The organism is Fredinandcohnia onubensis (assembly GCF_002734285.1).
Lineage (GTDB): Bacteria > Bacillota > Bacilli > Bacillales > Bacillaceae_L > Ferdinandcohnia > Ferdinandcohnia onubensis_A.
This window is the reverse complement of sequence record NZ_NSEA01000003.1, coordinates 255,128-278,245: the sequence shown is the minus strand read 5'-3', so window position 1 is coordinate 278,245 and position 23,118 is coordinate 255,128. Positions and strand designations below refer to the sequence as shown.

Annotated in this window: 22 protein-coding genes and 1 other annotated feature; all 22 genes read right to left on the bottom strand. The window is 38.8% G+C overall.

Annotated elements, in window-relative coordinates:
* Nucleotides 1-22 precede the first annotated feature (22 nt).
* The 22 genes from ruvB to radC all read right to left on the bottom strand — a co-directional run bounded on the left by ruvB (nt 23) and on the right by radC (nt 23,024).
* Nucleotides 23-1,024 (bottom strand): Holliday junction branch migration DNA helicase RuvB, encoded by a 1,002-nt coding sequence (ruvB, locus tag CKJ95_RS04150; protein WP_099352135.1) that lies wholly within the window; start codon nt 1,022-1,024, stop codon nt 23-25.
* Nucleotides 1,025-1,037: 13 nt separating this feature from the next.
* The gene (gene ruvA, locus CKJ95_RS04145; protein WP_099352134.1) at nt 1,038-1,640 is read right to left on the bottom strand and encodes a Holliday junction branch migration protein RuvA; all 603 of its coding nucleotides are present in this window, start codon (nt 1,638-1,640) and stop codon (nt 1,038-1,040) included.
* Between the two features lie 111 nt (nt 1,641-1,751).
* Nucleotides 1,752-2,279 (bottom strand): intercompartmental signaling factor BofC, encoded by a 528-nt coding sequence (locus tag CKJ95_RS04140; RefSeq protein ID WP_099352133.1) that lies wholly within the window; start codon nt 2,277-2,279, stop codon nt 1,752-1,754.
* A gap of 163 nt (nt 2,280-2,442) precedes the next feature.
* Nucleotides 2,443-3,348: a YhcN/YlaJ family sporulation lipoprotein gene (locus CKJ95_RS04135; protein ID WP_180271402.1), complete on the bottom strand. Its 906-nt coding sequence runs from the start codon at nt 3,346-3,348 to the stop codon at nt 2,443-2,445.
* Nucleotides 3,349-3,572: 224 nt separating this feature from the next.
* Nucleotides 3,573-5,009, bottom strand: coding sequence for a SafA/ExsA family spore coat assembly protein (gene safA / locus CKJ95_RS23750; RefSeq protein WP_257215711.1), 1,437 nt, complete (start codon nt 5,007-5,009; stop codon nt 3,573-3,575).
* Between the two features lie 167 nt (nt 5,010-5,176).
* Nucleotides 5,177-6,031 (bottom strand): prephenate dehydratase, encoded by an 855-nt coding sequence (gene pheA / locus CKJ95_RS04125; RefSeq protein ID WP_099352131.1) that lies wholly within the window; start codon nt 6,029-6,031, stop codon nt 5,177-5,179.
* Between the two features lie 11 nt (nt 6,032-6,042).
* Nucleotides 6,043-6,483 (bottom strand): ACT domain-containing protein, encoded by a 441-nt coding sequence (locus CKJ95_RS04120; RefSeq protein WP_099352130.1) that lies wholly within the window; start codon nt 6,481-6,483, stop codon nt 6,043-6,045.
* 43 nt (nt 6,484-6,526) lie between these two features.
* Nucleotides 6,527-7,813: a GTPase ObgE gene (gene obgE / locus CKJ95_RS04115; RefSeq protein WP_099352129.1), complete on the bottom strand. Its 1,287-nt coding sequence runs from the start codon at nt 7,811-7,813 to the stop codon at nt 6,527-6,529.
* Between the two features lie 33 nt (nt 7,814-7,846).
* Nucleotides 7,847-8,386, bottom strand: a complete 540-nt coding sequence (locus CKJ95_RS04110; RefSeq protein WP_099352128.1) for a sporulation initiation phosphotransferase B — start codon at nt 8,384-8,386, stop codon at nt 7,847-7,849.
* Nucleotides 8,387-8,544: 158 nt separating this feature from the next.
* Nucleotides 8,545-8,838, bottom strand: coding sequence for a 50S ribosomal protein L27 (rpmA, locus tag CKJ95_RS04105; protein ID WP_099352127.1), 294 nt, complete (start codon nt 8,836-8,838; stop codon nt 8,545-8,547).
* 30 nt (nt 8,839-8,868) lie between these two features.
* The gene (locus CKJ95_RS04100) at nt 8,869-9,195 is read right to left on the bottom strand and encodes a ribosomal-processing cysteine protease Prp (protein ID WP_099352126.1); all 327 of its coding nucleotides are present in this window, start codon (nt 9,193-9,195) and stop codon (nt 8,869-8,871) included.
* An 11-nt stretch (nt 9,196-9,206) separates the two neighbouring features.
* Nucleotides 9,207-9,515: a 50S ribosomal protein L21 gene (gene rplU, locus CKJ95_RS04095; protein ID WP_010678279.1), complete on the bottom strand. Its 309-nt coding sequence runs from the start codon at nt 9,513-9,515 to the stop codon at nt 9,207-9,209.
* 16 nt (nt 9,516-9,531) lie between these two features.
* Nucleotides 9,532-9,611 (bottom strand) — a sequence feature (ribosomal protein L21 leader region).
* 64 nt (nt 9,612-9,675) lie between these two features.
* On the bottom strand, nt 9,676-11,145 hold the full coding sequence (locus CKJ95_RS04090; RefSeq protein WP_099352125.1) for an Rne/Rng family ribonuclease: 1,470 nt from the start codon (nt 11,143-11,145) through the stop codon (nt 9,676-9,678).
* 193 nt (nt 11,146-11,338) lie between these two features.
* Nucleotides 11,339-12,205: a M50 family metallopeptidase gene (locus CKJ95_RS04085; protein ID WP_099352124.1), complete on the bottom strand. Its 867-nt coding sequence runs from the start codon at nt 12,203-12,205 to the stop codon at nt 11,339-11,341.
* Nucleotides 12,198-12,977, bottom strand: a complete 780-nt coding sequence (locus CKJ95_RS04080; protein WP_099352123.1) for a M23 family metallopeptidase — start codon at nt 12,975-12,977, stop codon at nt 12,198-12,200. Before CKJ95_RS04080 ends, CKJ95_RS04085 begins: the two co-directional genes overlap by 8 nt.
* Before the next feature lie 164 nt (nt 12,978-13,141).
* Nucleotides 13,142-17,551, bottom strand: a complete 4,410-nt coding sequence (locus tag CKJ95_RS04075; RefSeq protein WP_099352122.1) for a S8 family peptidase — start codon at nt 17,549-17,551, stop codon at nt 13,142-13,144.
* Between the two features lie 647 nt (nt 17,552-18,198).
* Nucleotides 18,199-18,999, bottom strand: coding sequence for a septum site-determining protein MinD (minD, locus tag CKJ95_RS04070; protein WP_099352121.1), 801 nt, complete (start codon nt 18,997-18,999; stop codon nt 18,199-18,201).
* Between the two features lie 2 nt (nt 19,000-19,001).
* A complete protein-coding gene (minC, locus tag CKJ95_RS04065) occupies nt 19,002-19,694 on the bottom strand; it encodes a septum site-determining protein MinC (protein ID WP_099352314.1) in 693 nt (230 codons plus the stop codon).
* An 83-nt stretch (nt 19,695-19,777) separates the two neighbouring features.
* Nucleotides 19,778-20,287 (bottom strand): rod shape-determining protein MreD, encoded by a 510-nt coding sequence (gene mreD / locus CKJ95_RS04060; protein WP_180271401.1) that lies wholly within the window; start codon nt 20,285-20,287, stop codon nt 19,778-19,780.
* Entirely contained in the window at nt 20,284-21,147 is an 864-nt protein-coding gene (gene mreC / locus CKJ95_RS04055) for a rod shape-determining protein MreC (protein ID WP_099352119.1), read from the bottom strand. Before mreC ends, mreD begins: the two co-directional genes overlap by 4 nt.
* A gap of 76 nt (nt 21,148-21,223) precedes the next feature.
* Nucleotides 21,224-22,246 (bottom strand): rod shape-determining protein, encoded by a 1,023-nt coding sequence (locus CKJ95_RS04050; protein ID WP_099352118.1) that lies wholly within the window; start codon nt 22,244-22,246, stop codon nt 21,224-21,226.
* Nucleotides 22,247-22,352: 106 nt separating this feature from the next.
* Nucleotides 22,353-23,024 carry a RadC family protein gene (gene radC / locus CKJ95_RS04045; RefSeq protein WP_180271416.1) on the bottom strand — a complete coding sequence of 224 codons (672 nt, stop codon included), beginning with the start codon at nt 23,022-23,024 and terminating at the stop codon, nt 22,353-22,355.
* Nucleotides 23,025-23,118: the final 94 nt, after the last annotated feature.

The following is a 23,118-nucleotide window of genomic DNA, read 5'->3' as shown; positions in this document are numbered from 1 at the left end:
CAAGGCGTATATGATTAGGTCATTACTCCTTTGGAACCTCAATTTGAAAATGTCGATATACCAGTTCTGTTACAATACGACCACGTGGGGTTCGTTGCAAGAAACCAATTTGCAGAAGGTAAGGCTCATAAACATCTTCAATTGTATGTGCTTCCTCGCCAATCGTTGCTGCAATTGTCTCAAGACCAACTGGACCACCACGAAACTTCTCAATGATCCCTCTAAGTAATTTATGGTCAATATGATCAAGTCCTAAACGGTCTACTTGTAGCAATTCTAAGGCTGAATCTGCCATTTGTGTAGTTATTGTACCATTACCGCGTACCTGTGCGAAGTCCCTTACTCGCCTTAGTAAACGGTTCGCAATTCTTGGTGTCCCTCTTGATCGTCTTGCTATTTCGTGTGCCGCTTGTCCATCAATTTCTACATCCAACAATTCCGCTGTTCTTGTTACGATATCAGCTAATTGATTTTCAGTGTAATATTCAAGTCGACTAAGTACCCCAAATCGATCCCTAAGAGGTGCTGATAATGATCCAGCACGTGTTGTCGCTCCAACTAAAGTAAAGGGTGGTAAGTCGAGTCGAACAGAACGTGCTCCCGCTCCCTTTCCAATCACGATATCCAAACAGAAATCCTCCATCGCAGGATATAAAACCTCCTCGATGGACCTTTGGAGACGATGAATTTCGTCAATAAAAAGGACATCACCTGGTTCAAGTGCTGTCAATATAGCCGCTAAATCCCCCGGCCTTTCAATTGCAGGCCCTGAGGTTGTCCGAATATTTACGCCCATTTCATTTGCAATAATCGTAGCTAGAGTTGTTTTCCCAAGTCCTGGAGGCCCATATAATAATACATGGTCCAGGGTTTCTTGTCTCATTTTAGCTGCTTCAATAAAAATCGATAAATTTGATTTCACCTTTTCTTGACCAATATATTGAGCTAAGGTTTGTGGTCTGAGGCTTTGCTCGATTGCTGACTCTTCGTAATTGGCACTTCCTGAAACGATTCTGTCCTCCATTCAAGCATCCTCCTTATTTTAATAGCTTTTGTAAAGCCTTTTTAATATATTGATCAGTTGAGAGCTTTTCTTTTCTTAGCTCTGGCAAAACTTTATTGATTTCTCTTTCCGCATAACCTAACACTTTAAGGGCTTCAACTGCTTCATCAATTTCTGTGTGACTTGTATTGTCCACAAACTCATGATCTTCACTAAACAAATCGGGATGGAGTGTTGGCATAAGGTCATGGAGCTTTCCTTTAAGATCTAGTATTATTTGTCGAGCTGTCTTTTTACCTACACCTGGAAACTTTACAAGGAATTTCTCGTCCTCGTTTTCAATTGCACGAATGACTTGTTCCGGTTCCCCCGAAGCCAAAATCGCGAGTCCTCCCTTTGGACCAATCCCTGTAACATTTAGGAGTTTCAAAAATAAAGCACGCTCCTCACGTGTCTTAAAGCCATAAAGTGCTAATATATCTTCTCTTACATGCTGATATGTATAAACAATTTCCTTATTCTCTCTTTTAAAAATAAACGGATTTGGTGTAAGGATTTGGTAGCCTACCCCATTATTTTCGATAACGATATATTCCGGATTTATGTAGTCAACCGTCCCTTTAATAAATTCAATCAAACTTATTCTCTCCCCTACTTTGCTGTACCCCATTTTATCATATTCGTCAAAAAAAGACTAAAAATAAAAGAGAGACTAGAAGGAGTCTAGTCTCTTGAAAAATGTTATATATTAAGGGGAGGATGTATAGGTTTTATAGGTTTCAATGACATTAATGTACTCATCTTTTGTTCCTATTTTGATTCCTTTTTTCAGTAAATCATGTTGGTAGCTTTCAAGCTTCTCAACATCAATCTGAAAGAATGATTGGATAACCTTTTCCGATTCATCTGGTTTTCCATTAAAAATAGATAAAATTCCATCTTCCGTTATACCAAAATAGCCATTTGTTTTAAGCAAAGGTGAAATATCGTCTATTCGTTGTTGAAAAACAACCTGAGTATCATCTTGATGGACTAGGTTCCAATCCTCATATTGTGCCCAAAAATCTTCCATAGATAAGATTGTTTCTTTTATTATTTCTTCACTTACCTCGCCGTCTACATAAACACGTTCAAGAATTACAGTGATTTCTAATGGACCGGTTACCTCTTGAACAGAATCATTGTTTTCTTCTTTCAACTCGGCACCAATTCCTGAAAAGCTAGGTAATATAAAAACAACCGCTAGACAAACGATTACTTTTACAATCTTTTTCATTTTGGCATCACCTCTTACAATTAGTTGCCAACTCTTTTTTATACTTGTATATGACCGTCCTACACATATTAGTTTGACCATTATTAACAAGAATATCCAATGTTTTTTGAAAAAATTTCCCATAAAAAAAGGATGTCCCTAAGGACACCCACATTAAATTACATTAACCCCTATTATTGTTTGTGAATGGCTCACTAATAGCATCGCCAATGTTGTCAAAAAGGTCTTTTATGTCAGCATCAATTGTTTCACGTCTATTCCCGTTACGAATATCATTATCGATATCACGTACTCGTGAAAAAGTGCCTTCATCTGTCACAACATTGATATTTCGTTTACCAGCTAATGGCTGTACCGCTCTTTCTACAGCGTCTTGGACATTATTACGATTTGTATTATCGTTCGTATCAACAGCAACTAAGACGTTATCGTCTGTTACGATGACACGAGCATCGTCAACGTTTTTAACCTTTGAAGCACGTTCAGAAATTTTACGAACTAAGTTTCCATTGTCATTATAATATCCATATGTTTGTACTCTATGGTTATTGTCATTCAGATGGCTGTGATAGTTTTGATCGGCATGTCCATGGCCATTTTCATACATTGTATTTGGGTTACCATCATTAAAAGGGTTAATTGTTCGACCGTTACGGTTATTCATGATACCATTTCGACGTTGTTCCTCGCGATAGTTCATGATCCCGGGACGATTTTTTCTTGTTTTATCATTGTTATTTACCATACCGGTATTGTTATTGTCATTTCTGTTGTTCATGATGCGAGTGCGCTTGTTATTGTCATTTCTATTGTTCATGATGCCGGTACGGTCATTCCTGTTATTCCCATTGCGATCCATAATTTCTGTTAATGGACCATCATTATCACGAAGACGGTTTCCATTTCCATCTTCATTATTTCGATTATTTTCATTCGAGTAATAACCGATTGGTCTAGCATTATCATTATAATCCTTATTTGGACCTGCCCCTTGATTATCGGTATTACAAGCCGTTAGACCACCAAGTAATAATGCTGCAGTCGAAACTGTATAGAGTATTTTCCTCAATACAATAACCCCCTTTGACCTTTTGAACATATCTATATGTTCATCATTAGGTTGGCTTATCCAAAGAGGGATTATTTCTGTTAGTTTTTTGCAGGTTGTTTAAATCTTGGACAGTCAAGTCCGTTTTTTATTTTTCCCCTTTTTAGAATGTACTTTTTAAACAAATACTAAAAAAATACAAGGACGAATGTATGATTTATTCGCCCTTCATTATATGTTTTATATTAATCGTCTAAGTCATCGTCAACATCTGGCATGTTAAACATTGGGTTAAACGGCATTTGCTGATTTGGATTCATTCCAAACGGTGCACTCTGATATCCTGGGAATCCACCACCTTGGAACTGAGGTTGAAATGGTGGTTGGAATTGTCCTTGAAATCCTGGTTGCATTGGGTAGCCTTGTTGCGGGAATTGTCCTGCAAATGGAGGCTTCGGTCCACCACAGCCACAATCTTTTTTATTATAAAATTGTGATGGCATCATTTGCGGATTCATTGGTCCCGCAAAACCTGGTCCAGGATTGTTAGCCATCGCTGGACTTACAGCTTGTGGTCCAACTTGCATTGGCATATTAGGTCCAAATCCAGCAGGTCCTGGGAAACCTCCATTAAATCCATAACCAGGCATTACCGGAGTAACTGGTACACACGGTCCCATTGGTAACGGTGGTGCCTGCATTGGTGCCATTTGTGGCATTTGTTGCATTTCAGGCACATCTTCAAATTCATCTTCTACACCTGCGACCATTTGTGGCATTTGTGCTTGCATAATATTGAAATTGTTAATATCGATTTCAAATGGATATTGCGGTGGCATTTGTACTGGCGCCATTTGTACCGGAGCGATTTCTTCTTTTACTTCCTCTTTTACCCCTTCTGTTCGAGGGAATCCTCCCATCGGATTAAAAGGCCCTTGTTGTGGTGGGAATCCTCCCTGAAACCCTGGTACATAATTAAAACCGTACCCAGGCATAACTGGCGTAATTGGCACACAATTATTAAACATAGCTGGCTGTTGTAACGGCATCTGTGGCATTTGCTGCATTTGTGGCATTTGCGGCATTTGTGGCATTTGCGGCATTTCGGCTTCAAAATCTTCTTCTAGTTCAAAATCTTCTTCCGGTGCCATCATCCCAGGTAAAACATTGGTTGGTGGTGTAGGAATTTGCGGCATCCCCAGCCCCATCAGATTAAAGTTATTGATATCAATTTCTAGTGGCTGATATTGTGGCATTTGCGGCATTACTGGCATCTGTGGTGGTGCAACTGGCATCTGCGGCATTACTGGCATTTGTGGCATTTGCGGCATTTGAGGAATATATGGCCCTGTCTCAACACCCTTTACTTCCTCCTCAACCTCTGGTAGCTCCTCTTCAAAATCGATTACTGGAAATGGTTGTGGTGCGATTTCAGCAAACGGATGCTGAATTTGTTCCTCTTTCGGTGCTACATTAATTTGAGCTTCTTTTTTAGCTCCACCAATTTGGGCTTCTTTTTTTACATGAACAGTTCCGGTTGGCACCTTAATTTTCATACCAGGCATAATCATATCAGGATTACTTAACTGAGTATTGACAGCTTTTAGTTCTTGGAAGTCGACCCCATATTTTTTCGAAATTTCCCATAAGGTGTCGCCTTTTTGAACGATATGGATCTTCACGCGATTTTCCCCTCCTATACATAAGTCAATACATACTATGTCAAAATAGGCAAATTGCCACTATTTCTCATCACAACTTATGCATAGGCTTCACAAATTATGTACAGCATGAGGGTTGGTCAAGCATAAAAAGTATATAAAAAAAGAGACTCGACTAAATGTCGAGTCTAAATTCGATAATATGGATAACTACCTAATACAGTCACTCCACTCCCTAAAGCTTCTAATTCTGCAATTGCACTTGGGATTAAAATTTCATCCATTCTTTGTTCAATATCAATTAAAAATAAATAATTACCAAGACCAGTTTTCATAGGCCTTGATTCGATTTTAGACAAATTTAACTTTCTCCAGGCAAAAACGGACAATACCTGATGTAATGCCCCGGCCTGGTCGGAAGGCAATGTAACCATCAAGGTTGTTTTTTCTCCTGTATTTTCCATAACTAGATCTAAATCTAACATCTCTTTATGTAAGACAACAAAGCGCGTATGATTATTATCAAAATCATGTATATCATGTTTTACAATTGTTAATCCATATTCCTTTGCCGCAAATGAGTTTGCAATAGCGGCATGATTCTGCTCTGGATGCTCACTTACAAATTTAGCGGCTGCACCTGTTGAACTTGTTTCAATGGGCTGTATATTTGGAAAATGTTTATATAAAAATTTATGGCATTGTGCGATTGCATGAGGGTGTGAATAGATGCCTTGTACATCTTCCCAATTATTTGTATTGTTGGGATGCACCATTAAATGCTGTTTGATTGGAATGATCACTTCACCAATAATTTTAAGTTGTTTTACATGAATTAGATAATCAATTGTTAAATTAACCGTTCCTTCAATCGTATTTTCAATTGGAACGACAGCCACATCCACTTCCCCGTTCTCTACTGCATCAATACATGCAGGGATTGTTCGATATGGTTTGTTTTCCTTACCAGGAAACAATGCCGCAACCGCTTGTGCTGTGAATGTAGCATTCGGTCCTAAAAACCCTACATTTGTAATGTTCATCGTTCTTCCCCCTATGCTCCTGTTCCAAGAATTTCAACTTTATCAACAAATTCAAGTTTACGAAGTCTAGTTAGGAGGTCAGTTACTTCACCATGCATGCCTGATGTGTTTAATGAGAGTGTTACATTCGCTTTTCCCCTAAGCGGAATTGTTTGGTGGATTGTTAACACATTACAACCAGTATCTGCTACAGTTCTTAACAATTGAGAAAGGGTACCAGACCGGTCCTCTAGATGAAAAAACAATGAAATGATTTTTTCCTTAACAGTCGTATGAAAAGGGAAGACAGTGTCTTTATATTTGTAATAAGCACTTCTACTTAAGTCCACTTTCTGTGTTGCTTCTGCAATAGATTGTGCTTCTCCACTGTCTAATAGTTCCTTTGCATCCAATGTTTTACGAACTGCTTCTGGAAGTACATCCTCACGAACAAGATAGAATTTGCCATCCATGTAAGCTACTCCCCCCTACTTCCCTTCTTATGAACACGTTATTTTATTCTATAAATTCAAATTCATATTCAAGTAATTTTACGATATCCCCGTGTTTTGCACCTTTTTCACGCAATGCGTCGTCGATTCCCATTCCTCGCAATTGGCGAGCGAATCGTTTTACAGACTCATCTCTTGAAAAATCAGTCATCTTAAAGAGTTTTTCGACTCGTTCTCCAGAAATCACAAATGAGCCGTCACTTTCACGCGAAATAACAAAATCCACTTCTTCTTTTTCGTGACGATACATCACGCGGTGATTGCTCGTATCTTCCTCGACCTCAAGTGGAAATTCTGGGGTCGTTTCAAGTAGATCTGCAATCGTGAATAATAAGTCGCGGAGACCTTGTCTCGTTATTGCCGAAATTGGAAAAATTTTCACATCATCCTGGAGCTTCTCTTTAAATGTTTTTAAATTTTCTTCAGCTTCAGGTATATCCATTTTATTTGCGACCACCACTTGTGGACGTTCAGTTAAACGAAGATTGTACTCCTTTAATTCTTGATTAATGGTGACATAATCTTCGTAAGGATCGCGTCCTTCCATTGCTGACATATCAATTACATGAACAATGACTCTTGTTCGTTCAATATGTCTTAAAAATTGATGTCCAAGCCCGATGCCTTGGTGAGCCCCTTCAATTAAACCAGGAAGGTCAGCCATCACAAAACTGCGTCCATCCTCTGTTTCAACAACGCCCAAGTTTGGTACAATCGTTGTAAAATGGTACTCTGCAATTTTTGGTTTTGCTGCAGAAACAACGGATAATAGAGTAGACTTTCCGACACTTGGAAAACCAACAAGACCAACATCAGCTAAAACTTTAAGTTCAAGTCTTATATAACGTTCCTGTCCTGGTTCACCATTTTCAGCAATTTCTGGTGCTGGATTGGCTGGTGTTGCAAATCGAGAATTTCCTCTTCCACCACGACCACCTTTAGCAATGACCGCTCTTTGGCCATGCTGTGTTAAATCTGCAATAACCACACCTGTATCATCATCTGTTACGACTGTGCCAGGAGGGACCTTTACAACCATCGGCTCTGCGTTTTTTCCGTGCTGATTCTTTGACATTCCGTGTTCCCCACGTTTTGCCTTAAAATGGCGCTGGTATCGGAAGTCCATCAAGGTTCTTAAACCTTCTTCAACCTCAAAAATGACGTCCGCGCCTTTTCCACCATCTCCACCAGCAGGACCGCCCATTGGAACGTATTTCTCACGACGATAAGCAACCATCCCGTTACCACCGTCTCCACCTTTTACATACACTTTGACTTGATCAACAAACATCTCTTACCTCCGGTTATTTATGCACCTAAATTTTCATGCAATATGTATTGTTATACTTACTTCTTCATTATGTACTTTATACTCTGTAATTTGCGGGAATTGATCTGATTGGCTTATCGTAGTTAACCAATTTGTTAGGTATTCCCTATCTTTTAGTATTCCACTAAAATCAAAAAAGAATCGAGTTTCTTCTAATGAACAGTCTATAGTGAGGGATAAATGATTTTCTCCCATATCATCTACCGCTTCTTCCAGTATGGCAAAAAATTGCGAACACCATTCTGTTAGTTTCAAATCGTAGTTTGATAAATTTCGAATATCACCGACAACATCATAGTCCAATTGATATTTATGAGGCTCCCAATTTAGGGTCATAATAAGTGCAGCAAAGTTTGGAATTTGTAAATTTGTAAGATGTGTTTCATTTTGAGCATCTATAACAATTTCTTCAATTATCGTTTTAACCCGATCAATTTTATTTAGTGAGATGTTCCCTTTGATTAGCTGAATTTTATTTAACCAATCGTGACGTGTATGTTTTAAAACTTCAATCGTACTCCAATTTTTATTCATGTCATTTCCCCTAAATTTCAATGTGTCAAAAGACAACATTTAGATTTCGAATCTTGTCTAAAAATTATATCAAACCTTGAAAAATAACACTACATTCTACAATCAGGATTCTTCAATAAAAAATAAAACTCTAACCTTAAGGTTAGAGTTTTATACGATTACGCTTCTTGCGCAGCTGGGTATACACTTACTTGTTTGCGGTCACGGCCTACACGCTCAAATTTAACAACTCCGTCAACTTTTGCGAATAGAGTGTCGTCACCACCACGGCCAACGTTTACTCCTGGGTAAATTTTAGTACCACGTTGACGGTATAAAATTGATCCACCAGTTACGAATTGACCGTCAGCACGTTTTGCACCAAGTCGTTTCGAGATTGAATCACGACCGTTTTTAGTACTACCTACCCCTTTTTTAGAAGCGAAGAATTGAAGGTCTAATCTTACGAACATTATTGTCCACCTCCTATTAATGAAGTTTTTTTATGATTGAATTTTCATATATTGTCCATAATCAAGTTCAATCGTCTGTAAGGATACAAGCATTCCCTCTAGAAGAAGCTGCACCTTTTCCCTCGTTGTCTCATCCTCGAGTTGAGGAATTTGACAGCGGAGGAATCCATTTTTTTCTTGCTCCAATATCGGCTCTACTTTACATAGAGCATATATTGAATTAATAGCACCAAAAGCAACGGCTGAGGCACCTGCACAAACGATATCCTTTCCAGGAACATCATATTCGGCATGTCCACTCATTGTAAACGAGTCGATTCTACCAGAACTATTACGATTAATAGTTATTTTTATCATGATAGAAAGCCTTATGCGTTGATTTTTTCGATTGTAACTTTAGTGTAAGGTTGACGATGACCTTGTTTTTTACGGTAGTTCTTTTTAGCCTTGTATTTGAAAACAATGATCTTCTTAGCGCGACCTTGCTTTTCAACTTTAGCTGTAACAGTTGCACCTTCAACAGTTGGGCTACCAACTTTTACGTTTTCGCCACCTACGAATAAAACCTTGTCAAAAGTAACTGTTCCACCTTGTTCTACGTCAAGCTTTTCAACATAGATTTCTTGGCCTTCTTGAACTTTGATTTGCTTACCGCCAGTTTCAATAATTGCGTACATATTTGCACCTCCTAATAGTATGACTAAGACTCGCCAATACACAGGCGCTCCATTGATGGAAACTTAACTACCTGGAATGAGCGGTTGTAGCAGTGGGTGCTACAAACAATAACATGAAAATATTATCATAAAGACAAGTTGGAGTCAATCATTTCTTAAATTAGAATCGATTATTAAGCCTTTCTTTCACTTCATCGATGGTTCCTATATGTCTAATGAAATATTCATGTCGTGGGGAAACCATTTCAGTAATATAAATATGAAAAGACAAGGCTTCTTCCAAACGTTTCTTATGATTAGTGTTTTCTCCGAGCAGGACTTGTTTTACTTCTGCGGTTGTTTCAATCCAAATAGCGTCGTGGTCCATGCCTTGATATTCCCATAACTCACGCTCTAGTTTGAAAGCAATCGTTTCTGCAGAATCTACCCGTCCTGTACCTGAACAAGTAGGACAACTCGTCTGCAATATTCCTGAGAGATCTTGACGTGTTTTCTTTCGGGTTAGCTCAAGAATACCTAGAGAAGTAAAGCCATGAATAGTCATTCGATTTCGATCCTCCTTCGCTACAGAGCGTAAGGATTGGATGACTTTTTGGCGTTCATCATTATACTTCATATCAATAAAATCAACCAAGACAATACCACTAATATCTCTAAGCCTTAATTGGGAAGCAATTTCTTTTGCTGCTGCGATATTTGTTTTAAACACCGTATCTCGCAAATTTTCTTTTCCTTGAAACTTTCCAGTATTTACATCGATTATAGTTAAAGCCTCTGTCTGCTCAATTAATAAGTAAGCCCCATTATCTAGCCATACAATATGTTTAAGTGCTTTTTCAATATCCCGCTCAATACCGTAAAAAGAAAAAATGTTTTCTTTTCCTCGAAAAAAAGAGACTTTTTCTTCGCCTAATAGGTCCTTTATTTGTTTATATTCTTGCGCTTCATCAATTACAATTTCCTTAATTTGTTCAAGCTGATGCTCAAATAAAATTTTATCAACAAGATTATTGGCATCAAATAAAAGACTTGGAGGCTTAAGTTGTTTTTGCTTTTCAAATATAGAATTGAAGCGGCTTCTTTGAAATTTAAGCTCCTTTAGAATGATTGATTCATCCTGATTTTCACAAGCAGTCCGGATAATGAGACCTTCTGATTTTTCAAGATATGTTTTTCCAAAATTACGCCATCTATCTCTTTCTTCTTCCTCTTTCATTTTCCTCGAGACAGCTACATAATTCCCAAATGGCGAATAGACAAGGGAAGTTCCAGGAAACTCAATTAGTCCAGTTAGTTTGGGACCTTTCCGCTCTGTCCCTTCTTTCGTAACTTGAACAATGATTTCCTCACCTTGTCTAACAAAATGAGCTATACTTTTATCTTTTTCACTAGGGGGCGAAAGATGGTAGGAAGCAAGCTGCTCTCGCCCGATATAGCCGTTTCTGCCTATACCAATATCAACAAAGGCCGCTTGCATACCTGGTAGGACGTCAATCACTCGCCCCTTATATAAATTTCCAACGATTTCTTTATGTTTGGGTTGTTGGATATTCAATTCTAGAACTTTATGATCCTCTACTACAGCTACTCGTTTTTCACTTGTTTTAACATTTATAATAATTGTCTTCAAACTCTTAATCCTCGCTTTAACAATCATATGCGCCTTGGCGTATTTGCCGCCCGATTTTTTTCGACCTTGCTCGAAAAATTTCCGCTAAAAAATCGAGGCATCTGCCGGAGGCTGTAACTTAATTCAGTAGAAGTGGTGAACTTCTGCTGAATATTAGTTACATCTTTCCTTTAATGTACCTCATTTGGAAATGTCAATACAAGTAGAGAAGCTCACCGACAGGTTGAGTAATCTTTTTATCATTAAAATAGGCATATAGTAGCTCATTTTCATCAAGCGGCTGTTGGTTTTCTCCGTCCTTTCTAATGACAATGGGGTGTTTACAACCTCGTTGGAACATCGAAAGAACAGAATATACCATTTCTGTTTCGTCCACTACGAGTGGCTTCAATTTCGTAAAGGTGTCCTGCTTACCGTAGTAGCGTTCCAGTAAGAATCTCATGAAGACATAATGCCTCTTTCTCCATTCCATAATAATTGAAAAGAATAGGAAGGATAAAATTACCCATAGATTTAGATTGTTCGGGCTATAGAGTAACATTCCAATTAAAATGAGCCCAGCTATCAAGCAAGATACAAAAAGCATCCGTTTATGTGCCTCAAAAAAAGAATGCTTATAAGAAAAAAACAAATAAAGCAGTTTTCCTCCATCTAATGGCCAAATCGGAAGAAGGTTAAAGATAAGAATCACTAAGTTATGATATAGAAAAAGATCAAATGTTTTTGGGGAGATGACTGAACCCAAAAACAAGCAATATGCAACAGCCACTAACCAAATGTGTTGTAGGGGCCCTGCTAATATCACGAGGAGTTCTTCCTTCAAGGGACGATTTCCGTGTTCATCCATCTCTGCCACTCCACCAAATGGCAGGAGCTGAATTTTTTTAATTCTCCATGAAAAAAAATGGGCACATGCAGCATGTCCCATTTCGTGGACCAATATGATTAAAAACAGCATCAATAGCTCTCTAAAATGTGCAGTAACAACTGCAATTGCAACGATAAGCCAGAGTAGTGGATGTATTTCTATTTTTCTTAGAAGTTTTACGTAATTATTCAAATTTTATCACCTGTATCGGGTCAATAAATGTTTCACCTTGCTTTATTGCAAAATAATACGTACCTTTGTTCTCCCCTTTTGGGTCTTGTACCTTCCCTACCTCTTGTCCTGTTTCTACATAATCATATAGTTTTACATCTACTGATCCTAGATTTCCATACCAAGTTTCAGTTCCATCACTATGCTGGATAACAACTGTTTTGCCTAGATCACCTTTAACTGCAACTTCCGTCACATTTCCTGCATTCATTGCTTCTACTACTTTGCTGTCCGTTTCAACCATAATCCCTTGACCATTCGCCTCAAAGGTTTCAGTCACTGTTCCAGCTGCAGGAAGGGCATATTTACCAGGTTCTGATGTATCAACCTGCCCTTTGTTTTGATTAATAGGAAGTAAAGCAAGTGGACTGCCAAATGTATCTTTATACCATTCGGTTACTGCCGCAAATTGAAATTCAGTTTCCATTGTACTAGATACAAAATGCCGGACTTTTTCAAAATTTGGTGACTGATTTTTAAATATAATTCCAATTGACAACACGAGGATTGCTGACAGAAGTACCTTAAATAAAAAAACTTCTTTTCGAAAGAGTGGATGGCCTCCATCTCCAGGTCCACCCCCATCGAAAGAGGCGTAAGTACTGCCTCCAAATCGTTCCTCATCATTTGCTAAAAAGGGAGGAACTGTCTTATGTGGATTAGTGGGGCTCGGGTATCTGGAACGCTTTCTCTTCGCAATCCGTCTTCTAATTTCATTCGCTCGATTACTCATATATTCACATCATCCCTTGTCCATATTATTTGTACAAGTTTATGATTGAAGGACGTCAGTTATGACAATTTGAAACACTTGTAATCAAATGATCTATCTTTCATTTAATTATCATCGAAAAAGAAGGATGCGATTTCTCTGCATCCTCCTCTCCCTTTAAAAAACTATTTATTCTTTCCTGGTTTGTCAGGTTTACCTGGCTTTCCTGGTTTTCCCGGCTTACCTTTTCCTGGCTTGCCATCATCTTCTTGTACATTGATAAACAGCTTACCAGTTGCTACTTGTCGTGCCTCGTTTCCAAATTCATCCCTTACAATAACCTCAATTTCAGCACCTTCGGCTACAACGCTTGAAATTGCTGTCCAATACCCTTCGTATACACCCGGTGATACCTCTTGTATTGGAAGTTCTGTAGCATTGCTAAGATCAGCTTTAGCGTTCGTTAAAGGTAAGCGAATCGCATAGGTTGCATTTAATCCAGGTTCAGTTGTGAATTCAATCTTCACACTTTCACCTGATTTCAAATGTACATCCTCAGTAGGTTTAAGGTCAGCTATAGTAATTTCACCGAATTTAGCCGTCAACGTAACTTGATTAGTAGTTGTATTACCTGCTTTATCAGTAGCAACGACCTCGATATTATTTTCGCCATTTTCAACTAAAATGCGTTTTGAGAAACTACCGTCTGTAATCGTTGCATTCTCTCCGTTTACTGTCACAGATTCAATATTCTCATCCTGTACATTACCTGTTACAGTTACCGTTTCTTTATTTGTCTTTGCACCATCTTCTGGGCTTGTGATTGCGAGTTCCGGAGATGTTTGATCAAGCACAACAACTACAGGTTCTGATGCATCGGTAATACCCGTGTCAGTTGATGCCTTAGCTGTTAGTGAATTCTCACCATCTTGCAATTCAACATCCACAGAGAAAGTACCTGCATCAGTTGTGTCCGTTGTCGCTACTTCTTCCTCATTGTTAAAGATATGAACAGTTGTTGTAGGGGCTGCCTTTCCTTCAACAGTAACAGTTGATTCGTTCGTGTAAGCTCCTGTAATTGGAGAAGTAATGGTCGGAGCCGTTACCTCATAATTAACTGTTGCACGAATCATGTAATTACCTTCAGCCTCTGGAGCTAATGACCAGGCTCCTCCAACAAACTGCCAGCTACGACCTGAATACTCCCCATCTTCATCGGTCCCAAGTCCTGGTGCATTTGGATTTGGATCTGCTTGAATGTATACCATGTAGAAGTCTCCTTCTACGATGATTCCTTCAGCTGCAAGGTCCACATTTGTCCATTCACCAGTTCGTAGAGCAGTTGCATCAATTGGCCCAGCAAGCTTTTTACCTGGCGCTCCATCTGTTCCAGTTGCATCCCATACTTCTACTTTGAAATCAGTTCCTCCTGGAGTTGGCCATGTTGTATCCCAGAAACGGAATTGTCCTCCTGTAACAAGAGCAGCATTTTGACCTTCATTTAATGACATTTTCACTGCCCAGCCGTTACCAGCATCATAGAAAGCACGTGCATTTTCTGCAGTTCCATCGTCATAACCAATTTCACCTGGATATCCAATGAATGGTCTTAATTCTATGTTTTGTGCCACTTCACCATTTCCTTCGAGAACAACTTCAAATGATTCACTATAATAGGAAGGTGCCATTACACGAACAGTATACGTACCTTCATATGCAGTAAGTGAATACTGACCATTTTCATCTGTCTCAACAGGACTAACATTTGCATCCTCTACGAGTAAGAGAGTTGCACCTGAAACAGGTTCACCTGTTGCCGCATTTGTAATCGTGCCTGTCACTGTTCCTTGTGCTTTCTCCTCTAAAACAAAGTTTGCTACTGCTTCACCATCTGCCTCGACTGTTACAGTTTGTTGTGCTGCATGATATCCGTAGCTTTCAGCAACTACTGTAAAATCACCTGTGCCGTGAATTAATTCATAAGCTCCGGTGGCTGGATTAGTTGTAACAGACCTGCCCGATTCTAATACACTCACTTGAGCATTTAAAGGTAAAGCTTGTGGGCTAGTTTCTTTAACATCTACTTCCTTGAAGTCGATGTAAGAACCTTCTGGCTGAATTTTTGCAGGATCAACTTTTTCTCCTTCTTTAAGAGAAACTGAGCTATCCCCTCTATCCGCGCTGTCACCCTTCGTAGGCTGTACTCCTAATTGGGCTTTACTTTGACCTGGCTGTTGCTCATTCGAAAGGCGTACATCATCAATGTACCAGCCATCACGTGTAACACTTCCATCCGTTGTTACATTGAAGCCAATATATACACGCTGTCCCGCATAATCTGATAAATCAATTTCTGCAGATTGCCATCCAGAAGATGTATCTGTGATACGTAGTAATTGTGTCCAATTTTCCATATCAGTAGATACAAATACATGGCCGTAATCCCAGTTACGTTCAAGATTAAACCAGTTCATGTATTGCAGGTATGCTGGACCTTCAGGTAGGTCAATTGGTGGCATCACAAGTGTCATATTTGCGCGGCTATTATATTGTCCAGCTAGATTTGTAGCATATACTTTTTCTCCAGAATGCGCACTATTTGGTCCACTTGTTGGAGCACCCCATTGCCAAGTATCCTCCGCACCATAAGAGAACCAACCTACAGGAGTAGATTCAAAGTCTTGGAAATAACCTACTGAAATACCCGGCTGTACAGTAACTTCATATTCATCAGTCGTTACGTCATTTTGACCAAAATCAACAACCTGCCATCGATATGAAACAGAAGGCTCTGCAATGTCTTCCCCTGGAATCACTGCTTCAAATGTTCCTTCATTGTACGTTCCTGATGTCTGAGTAGCTGTAACATTCACCCATTCACCATCTTGATTTTCATATTGAAGCACAACAGTTGTAATGCTTACATTGTCTTGTACTGAAATAGAAAGTGGTAATTCCATTCCTGCATAGGTTTCAGAAGGAGCTGCATGTTCAAACGTTGGAGCCTCTTCATCCACACCATCTTTTGCAACTTGACCTTTAATTTTCCCTAGTCCAGAAGCAACTGAAGATACAGCTAGATAGGCATTAGCCAAACCATAGCCATAACCAAAGTTAGGTGATTCTGGAAAAGTACCGTCAGTTAAAGGCGTTGCAGTTGAAGTAATAATCTCTTCAATTTGTTCAATCGTTAATGATGCATTTGCTTGTTTTAATAAAGCTACAATAGCAGAAATATGCGGACCTGCCATTGATGTTCCATTCCAGCCACCTTCATATCCACTACCAGGAACTGAAGAACGAATATTCACACCTGGAGCTGAAATATCTGGTTTAATATCTCCTTCATATGGTGAAGGACCTTGTAACGAGAAACCTGCCAAACGATCATTGATATCTGTAGCTCCTGTTGCAAACGATTCAGGATAGTTTGCTGGTGTAGCAATTGAGCCTGGGCCACCTGGATTAAATAAAGTTGTATTACCAGCAGAAAACTCTGGGAAAATATCGGCTGCTCTCCAGTTTTGCACCATTGGACGATACCATTCATCTAAACCAGGTCCTCCACCCCATGAATTGTTAACAACATCAGGAGCCATATCCGGATTACCACCAGGAGCGATAATCCATTCCCCTGCTTCTAATAAGTCAATATCGGACCCTCCAGCATCTGTAAATGCCTTAACTGCAATCCACTTAGCACCTGGAGCAACACCAATCTGATTTGCACCATTTGGCTCTGCGCCAACCATAGTCCCCGTAACATGTGTTCCGTGACCGAGATCATCATATGGAGTAGATTGACCAGCAGTTGCATCAAACCAGCTATACTGGTGGTTAGGATTGTTTGGATTAGCTGGATCATATCCACGATACTGCTCCATTAATGCTGGGTGATTCCATTGAACACCCGTATCAATGCTAGCGACAACCGTACCAGCTCCATCTATTCCCATCTCCCAAACCTGCGGAGCCCCAACACGATCAATATTCCATTCAATGTTTTGAGGGGTCGCTTTGGATTCAACTGCTACTGCAGACTTTTCTGTTACTGGAACATGCAATGTTCGTGTTTCATTAGGTAACACTTTTTCAACCTCAGGAAACGATGCAATTTTCTCCATAACATCTTTCGTTGCCGTAACAGCCATTCCGTTTACAATGAAGAAGGATTTAATATCCTTTGCATTTCCGGAAGCCTCTTCTTTTTGAAGATATGCCTTAACCTCACCCTGTGTTTCGATTGCTGTTGTACGTAGCTCTGAGACGATTGCGTTTCGTTTAATCGATTTTGTTTTAGCTACAGTAGATTTTTGGATACTAGCTTTTTTAGCTGCTTCATCTGCTACTTTTTTGGAATCAACTTGTTCCTTGAATTTCACAAGAAAAGTAACCATCTTCTCATCGGCGAATTGGTCTTGTAAGCTTTTAGAAATTTTACTAGAAGCCACATCCTTTTTATTTCCTAGAAAAGATGTCGAAGGTTCCTTTGCCTGAGCAAATGTTTGCGAAGCCATTACACTAGGTGCTAGTAATAACGCACACATTACGATACTTGCAACCTTTGTTAACCTACGTTTCCCTTTTTTCCTCATCAAGTTTCCTCCCTTTATTTTTTTACGATCTGAATTATTTCCTCCTTTCGATAGATTCCTATACTCCAATGTTACGGGGTCTTTTCCCATTTCTCTAAGATAGATACCGCGTATTCCCATCCGGAAATAACATTATGTAGAAGTACAGGTATGAATTAACCTTAGCTAAAAAAAGATGAAAAAAGTGTCGAAAAACGACTTATTTGTTTGAAGATTCAGAATTTGGTTAATTTGTATTATATGGAAAAAGACAAATAAGGAGTTTAGTACGAAGTAATATATATTCGTTTCACTATATATTTTTTGGGGGTTTTTCAAGAAAATAGGGACTTTGCTTTACCTTTGATAAAAAAAGATTACTAATTTATTCGTTAGGTAGAACGTCTCACTTGTAAAGAATTTCCAAATTATTTTCCAAAAATGATTATTTTCTCCTTCTTATTTTTTTGGAATTATTTAGGCGAATCAAAAACTGGTAATTTATCCCTTTGTATTTTAGTAACTCGATAGGTAGAGTCTCCTAATTTAGATTCTTAGATATGACGGGGAAGGACTAAATTCTCATAGCTTTAGTTAAATTTATAGTAGCAACACTTTAAGAAGATCTTTTTACAATAATAAAAAACCACCTTATTTTGTAAGGTGGTTTAACGTACTCCAAAGAATTTCTTTATCTTTGAGAACATCCCTTTAGGATCGTTTTCAAGAGATTGAAGTGGAATCGACTCTCCTAAAATTCTTCGCGCTATATTTCGATATGAGATGGCTGTTTTACTGCTTGAATTTAAGGCAATTGGCTCACCACTATTTGAAGCCTTAATGACTTCATCATCATCTGCGACAATTCCGATTAAGTCGATTGAGAGATGTGTCACAATTTCATCAATATCAAGCATCTCTCCCGATTTCATCATATGATTCCGAATCCGGTTTACGATGAGACGTGGTGGCTCGACATCCTCTTTTTCAAGTAAACCAATTATGCGGTCGGCGTCTCGAACTGCAGAAGTTTCTGGTGTTGTTACAACAATCGCTTTGTCAGCTCCAGCAATAGCATTTTGAAAGCCTTGTTCAATACCGGCAGGACAGTCGATGATAATATAATCAAAATCCTGTTTTAACTCCTCTACCAAATTCTTCATTTGGCTAGGTTCTACTGCGGTTTTATCACTTGTTTGGGCTGCTGGCAGTAAATAAAGATGGTCATCGAATCTTTTATCCTTAACTAAGGCTTGTTTAAGCTTACAACGCCCCTGAATAACGTCAACTAAGTCATAAATGATGCGATTTTCAAGACCCATAACAACATCTAGATTACGCAGGCCAATATCTGTATCTATTAAACATACTCGTTTCCCTAGCACAGCCAAGGAAGTGCCTACGTTAGCAGACGTGGTCGTCTTTCCGACTCCACCTTTTCCTGATGTAATAACTATAGCCTCTCCCACAGCTAGATTCCCCCTTCTAACCTTGTTAAATTAGGTCTTAAATGAGTTAACTGTTGCAATCTATCTACTACAATTGTCTCATTATCGTCCACATAGGCACATTCCATTAGATTGTTTTCTGTTTGAACAGCGTCTGGTGCTCTATTCATGATATCACCAATTCGAAGCTGTGTAGGTTTCATAACGGACGCAGTGATGATTGCATCTCTTCTTCCATTGAAACCGGCATGTGCAATTCCACGTAAAGTGCCTAAGATAAAAATATTTCCTCCAGCAATCACAGTAGCTCCAGGATTCACGTCACCGACTAGCATAAGATCTCCTTCAACCTTAAGAACTTGTCCAGAACGAATCACCTTAGCAACAGAAACGATTTCATGCTTCTTTCTCATCTCTTCTGCTTCTTGTTTAGTAATGACATTACTATCAATTAAATCTACGACTAAATGTTTTTTATTTCGAATAATCGACCTGATTTCTTCTTCTTGATCTTGTGATAAAAAGCGATTACCAATCTTTACTTTAACAGGAACAAACGGAACATCATCATTCCGCTTCTGATTCAAGGAAAGCTTAATCTCTAAGTCTTCGATCAGCTCTTTAAATGAACAAGAATCATCGAGATGCAACGTTAGTCCGTCTTTTGTCCCTTTTATTGTAACATACTGTTGTTTTTGTCCTTTCACGACGTTCACCTCAACGATAATATACTTCAACAAGAGACTCCATTTTTCCTGTTAATTATCAAATTTTTTTAAGAGATTCTATCAAATTCTACTTATTCTTCACTATGCAGCTTTCCTAGTAATTTCTTAAAGGGAAATGCAAACACTAGTATAAATATACTATTTATTAGTAACGTCGGTAAAATTCGGATTTGAAGGAATCGTTCTATTGAAATTGTTGTAGTACCGATTACCAAATTTACACCATATACACAAAATTCCAAAGCAAAGATTCCAATGAGGCTTAGAAGAGAGATGACAAAGATATTTGTTTGTAAAATTCGGCTTGCCCAGGAAATAAGATAGACCACAAGTGTGTATAAAAATAAATAAACTCCTAAAACTTCCGTGTAAACAATATCATAAAGTAAACCAAAGATAGCCCCATATAAAAGTCCAATTGGTTTATTAAAATAGACTGTAATAAAAGCAATCAGTAAAAATAAAAAACGAGGTACAAAGACATTTTCTTTGTGAAAAATATCTGCTGGCACTAAATCAACAAAGCTGCTCTCAAGTAAAAAAACAAAGGACAAAATAAGGGGAAGAACGAAACGCTTCACGATTCTTCCTCCTCCTCTTCCGGTACAATCATCGTTCTCTCGACAATGATAACATGATCGATTTCATAAAAATCAGCGGCCGGCCTGATATAAGCTGTCTTTGTTAATCCATAATCGTCCGGTACAATATCCATAACCTCACCAATATACAGTTCACTTGGGAAAATTCCACCTAGCCCGGAAGTAAGTACCTTTTGATCTTTTTCAATTTTAGAATCTGGCGTATTGATTTTAAATAGTAAAGCTTCTTTTTCTTCGTCATACCCCTCTATTAACCCCATAATCTTTGATTCCCCTTGAATGTAAGCAGAGATTCGATTAATCCGATTAGGAGAGCTCAAAAGCTGGATGGTAGAAGTAAAAGTGTTAGCATGCTTTACCTTTCCAATTAATCCTTTTGAGGTGATCACCGCCATGTCAACTTCCACACCATGTCGAGTCCCTCGATTTACTGTAATAATTTCATGCCATTGGTCAGGATTACGTCCTATTACAGTGGCCTGTATTTTATTAAAATGATCAAGTGATTCCGTTTTTTCCAGGACGTCACGTAATTTTCCATTTTCTTTTTCTAACTCCTGTACTTTTGCTTCTAATTGACCATAGGAATCAAGCTTTTCCTTTAAGAGTTTATTCTCTTCATATGTATTTTGAATATGATTTATATTATCAAAAAATCCCGCGATGGCTTGTGAGGGCTGATGAAAAACACTTTGAACCCAGCCAACTGAGTCTTTTATAAATTGCTCCGGCCATGATAATTTGTTACGCTCTTGTAAGGAAAATCCAATCAATGCCACTAGAACGATGATACAAACAAGTAAGATGATTAGTCGCTTATTGAGAAAAAATTGTGGCATGTGTTACACCCTCTAACTAAACTTTAAATTTCAACACATATAGTGGGGAAGAAAGATTCCCCACTATAAAGTTCCCCTATCGTAAATCCTTTGATTTCCCTTTAAATAAATGGATATGGTCAAGTGCCTTACCGGTACCGATAGCGACGCAATCTAATGGGTTTTCGGCGATAAGAACAGGCATACTTGTCTCTTCACTAATAACCTTATCCAAATTGCGTAAAAGAGCTCCCCCACCAGCTAGCACAATTCCACGGTCCATAATATCTGCTGCTAGTTCTGGTGGTGTCTTTTCAAGCGTGTTTTTAACAGCATCGACTATCGCGTACACTGTATCATGAAGTGCACCCGAAATTTCTTCTGCGGTAATTTCGATTGTTTTAGGTAAACCAGTTAATAAGTCTCTTCCGCGGATCTCCATGTTTTCTACACCTTCTGGAGCACCCGCTGATCCAATCTCAACCTTGATTGCTTCCGCCGTCCGATCACCAATCATAAGGTTGTAGGTCTTTCGTATATATTGAATAATTGCATCATCCATTTCATCACCAGCAATACGGATGGACTGGCTTGTAACAATACCACCTAAAGAAATAATTGCTACTTCTGTTGTACCACCACCGATATCAACGATCATACTGCCAGTTGGTTCCCATACAGGAAGGTTTGCGCCAATTGCAGCTGCAAATGGTTCTTCGATTGGATATGCATCCCTCGCACCAGCCTGACGTGTTGCGTCGATTACCGCGCGTTGTTCGACTGCTGTAATTCCGGATGGCACACAAACCATAATATATGGTTTTCTAGAAAAAAAGTTCTTTGTTTTAACCGCTTGGTTTATGTAATACTTCATCATTGTCGCGGTTGTTTCGTAGTCAGCAATGACACCGTCCTTCATCGGACGAAGCGCAACAACATTCCCAGGTGTACGCCCAATCATGTTTTTAGCATCATTTCCGACTGCAACAATCTGCTTTGTGTCTGTTTGCATGGCAACGACCGATGGCTCTCTCACTGCGATTCCTTTACCTTTAATGAAAACAAGTGTATTAGCCGTCCCTAAATCTATACCAAGGTCTCTTGTACCTATTCCAAACATATATGTATCTTCCTTTCTGATACGCGAATAAAGAGTAGTAATTTATTGTTAATCATGCGAAAAACTCATAACCAATATTATATCGTACAAAATTAAAAATTAATAGTCACACATAACCTTTTTCTTTCAGACTGACATATTTATGTTCACCAATGATTAAATGGTCCAATAGCTCTATACCAATTATCCTACCACATTCAACAAGCCGCTTCGTTACCTCAATATCCTCTCGGCTTGGAGCAGGGTCACCAGACGGATGATTATGAATGCAAATAATCGAAGCCGCTGACCTGCGAAAGGCCTCCTTATACACCTCACGAGGATGAACAATTGAGGCATTTAAACTTCCGATAAAAATCGTTTGGCGATGTATCACCTGGTTTTTTGTATTTAAGTACAGACAAACAAAATGTTCCTGAGTTAAAAAGCGCATGTCCTCCATCACATATTTTGCGCCATCTTCCGGAGACCTAATGACATAGCGATCTTCATATTGAAGTTTGCCAATTCTTCGACCAAGCTCAATAGCCGCCATAATTTGTACGGCTTTTGCTTGCCCAATCCCTTTAATCGAGGTGATTTCTTCAACAGATGCGTCCTGTAATAAACGTAGTCCTTCGAAATGATGTAATAAGCGGTTTGAAAGTTGGATAACGGATTCTTCCTTCGAACCTGTACGTAATAGAATGGCTAAAAGCTCATGGTTTGAAAGACTGTCGGGTCCATCGGTAACCAAACGTTCTCGAGGCCTTTCCGCTTGAGGGTAATCCCGAATCATAAGTGCAGATGTTTTCAAATAGGTTCCTCCTACCTTTACAAATAGATACTCGGACCCCACTCTCTTTATTAAACTGCAGACTATTATGTGTAAT

Coding starts and splice junctions, on each gene's coding strand:
- ruvB (WP_099352135.1), bottom strand. CDS start 1,024: ATGGAGGACAGAATCGTTTCAGGAAGTGCCAATTACGAAGAGTCAGCA.
- CKJ95_RS04140 (WP_099352133.1), bottom strand. CDS start 2,279: ATGAAAAAGATTGTAAAAGTAATCGTTTGTCTAGCGGTTGTTTTTATA.
- pheA (WP_099352131.1), bottom strand. CDS start 6,031: ATGAACATTACAAATGTAGGGTTTTTAGGACCGAATGCTACATTCACA.
- CKJ95_RS04120 (WP_099352130.1), bottom strand. CDS start 6,483: ATGGATGGCAAATTCTATCTTGTTCGTGAGGATGTACTTCCAGAAGCA.
- obgE (WP_099352129.1), bottom strand. CDS start 7,813: ATGTTTGTTGATCAAGTCAAAGTGTATGTAAAAGGTGGAGACGGTGGT.
- CKJ95_RS04110 (WP_099352128.1), bottom strand. CDS start 8,386: ATGAATAAAAATTGGAGTACGATTGAAGTTTTAAAACATACACGTCAC.
- rpmA (WP_099352127.1), bottom strand. CDS start 8,838: ATGTTCGTAAGATTAGACCTTCAATTCTTCGCTTCTAAAAAAGGGGTA.
- CKJ95_RS04100 (WP_099352126.1), bottom strand. CDS start 9,195: ATGATAAAAATAACTATTAATCGTAATAGTTCTGGTAGAATCGACTCG.
- rplU (WP_010678279.1), bottom strand. CDS start 9,515: ATGTACGCAATTATTGAAACTGGCGGTAAGCAAATCAAAGTTCAAGAA.
- CKJ95_RS04080 (WP_099352123.1), bottom strand. CDS start 12,977: ATGAGTAATCGAGCGAATGAAATTAGAAGACGGATTGCGAAGAGAAAG.
- CKJ95_RS04075 (WP_099352122.1), bottom strand. CDS start 17,551: ATGAGGAAAAAAGGGAAACGTAGGTTAACAAAGGTTGCAAGTATCGTA.
- mreC (WP_099352119.1), bottom strand. CDS start 21,147: ATGCCACAATTTTTTCTCAATAAGCGACTAATCATCTTACTTGTTTGT.
- CKJ95_RS04050 (WP_099352118.1), bottom strand. CDS start 22,246: ATGTTTGGAATAGGTACAAGAGACCTTGGTATAGATTTAGGGACGGCT.
- radC (WP_180271416.1), bottom strand. CDS start 23,024: ATGATTCGGGATTACCCTCAAGCGGAAAGGCCTCGAGAACGTTTGGTT.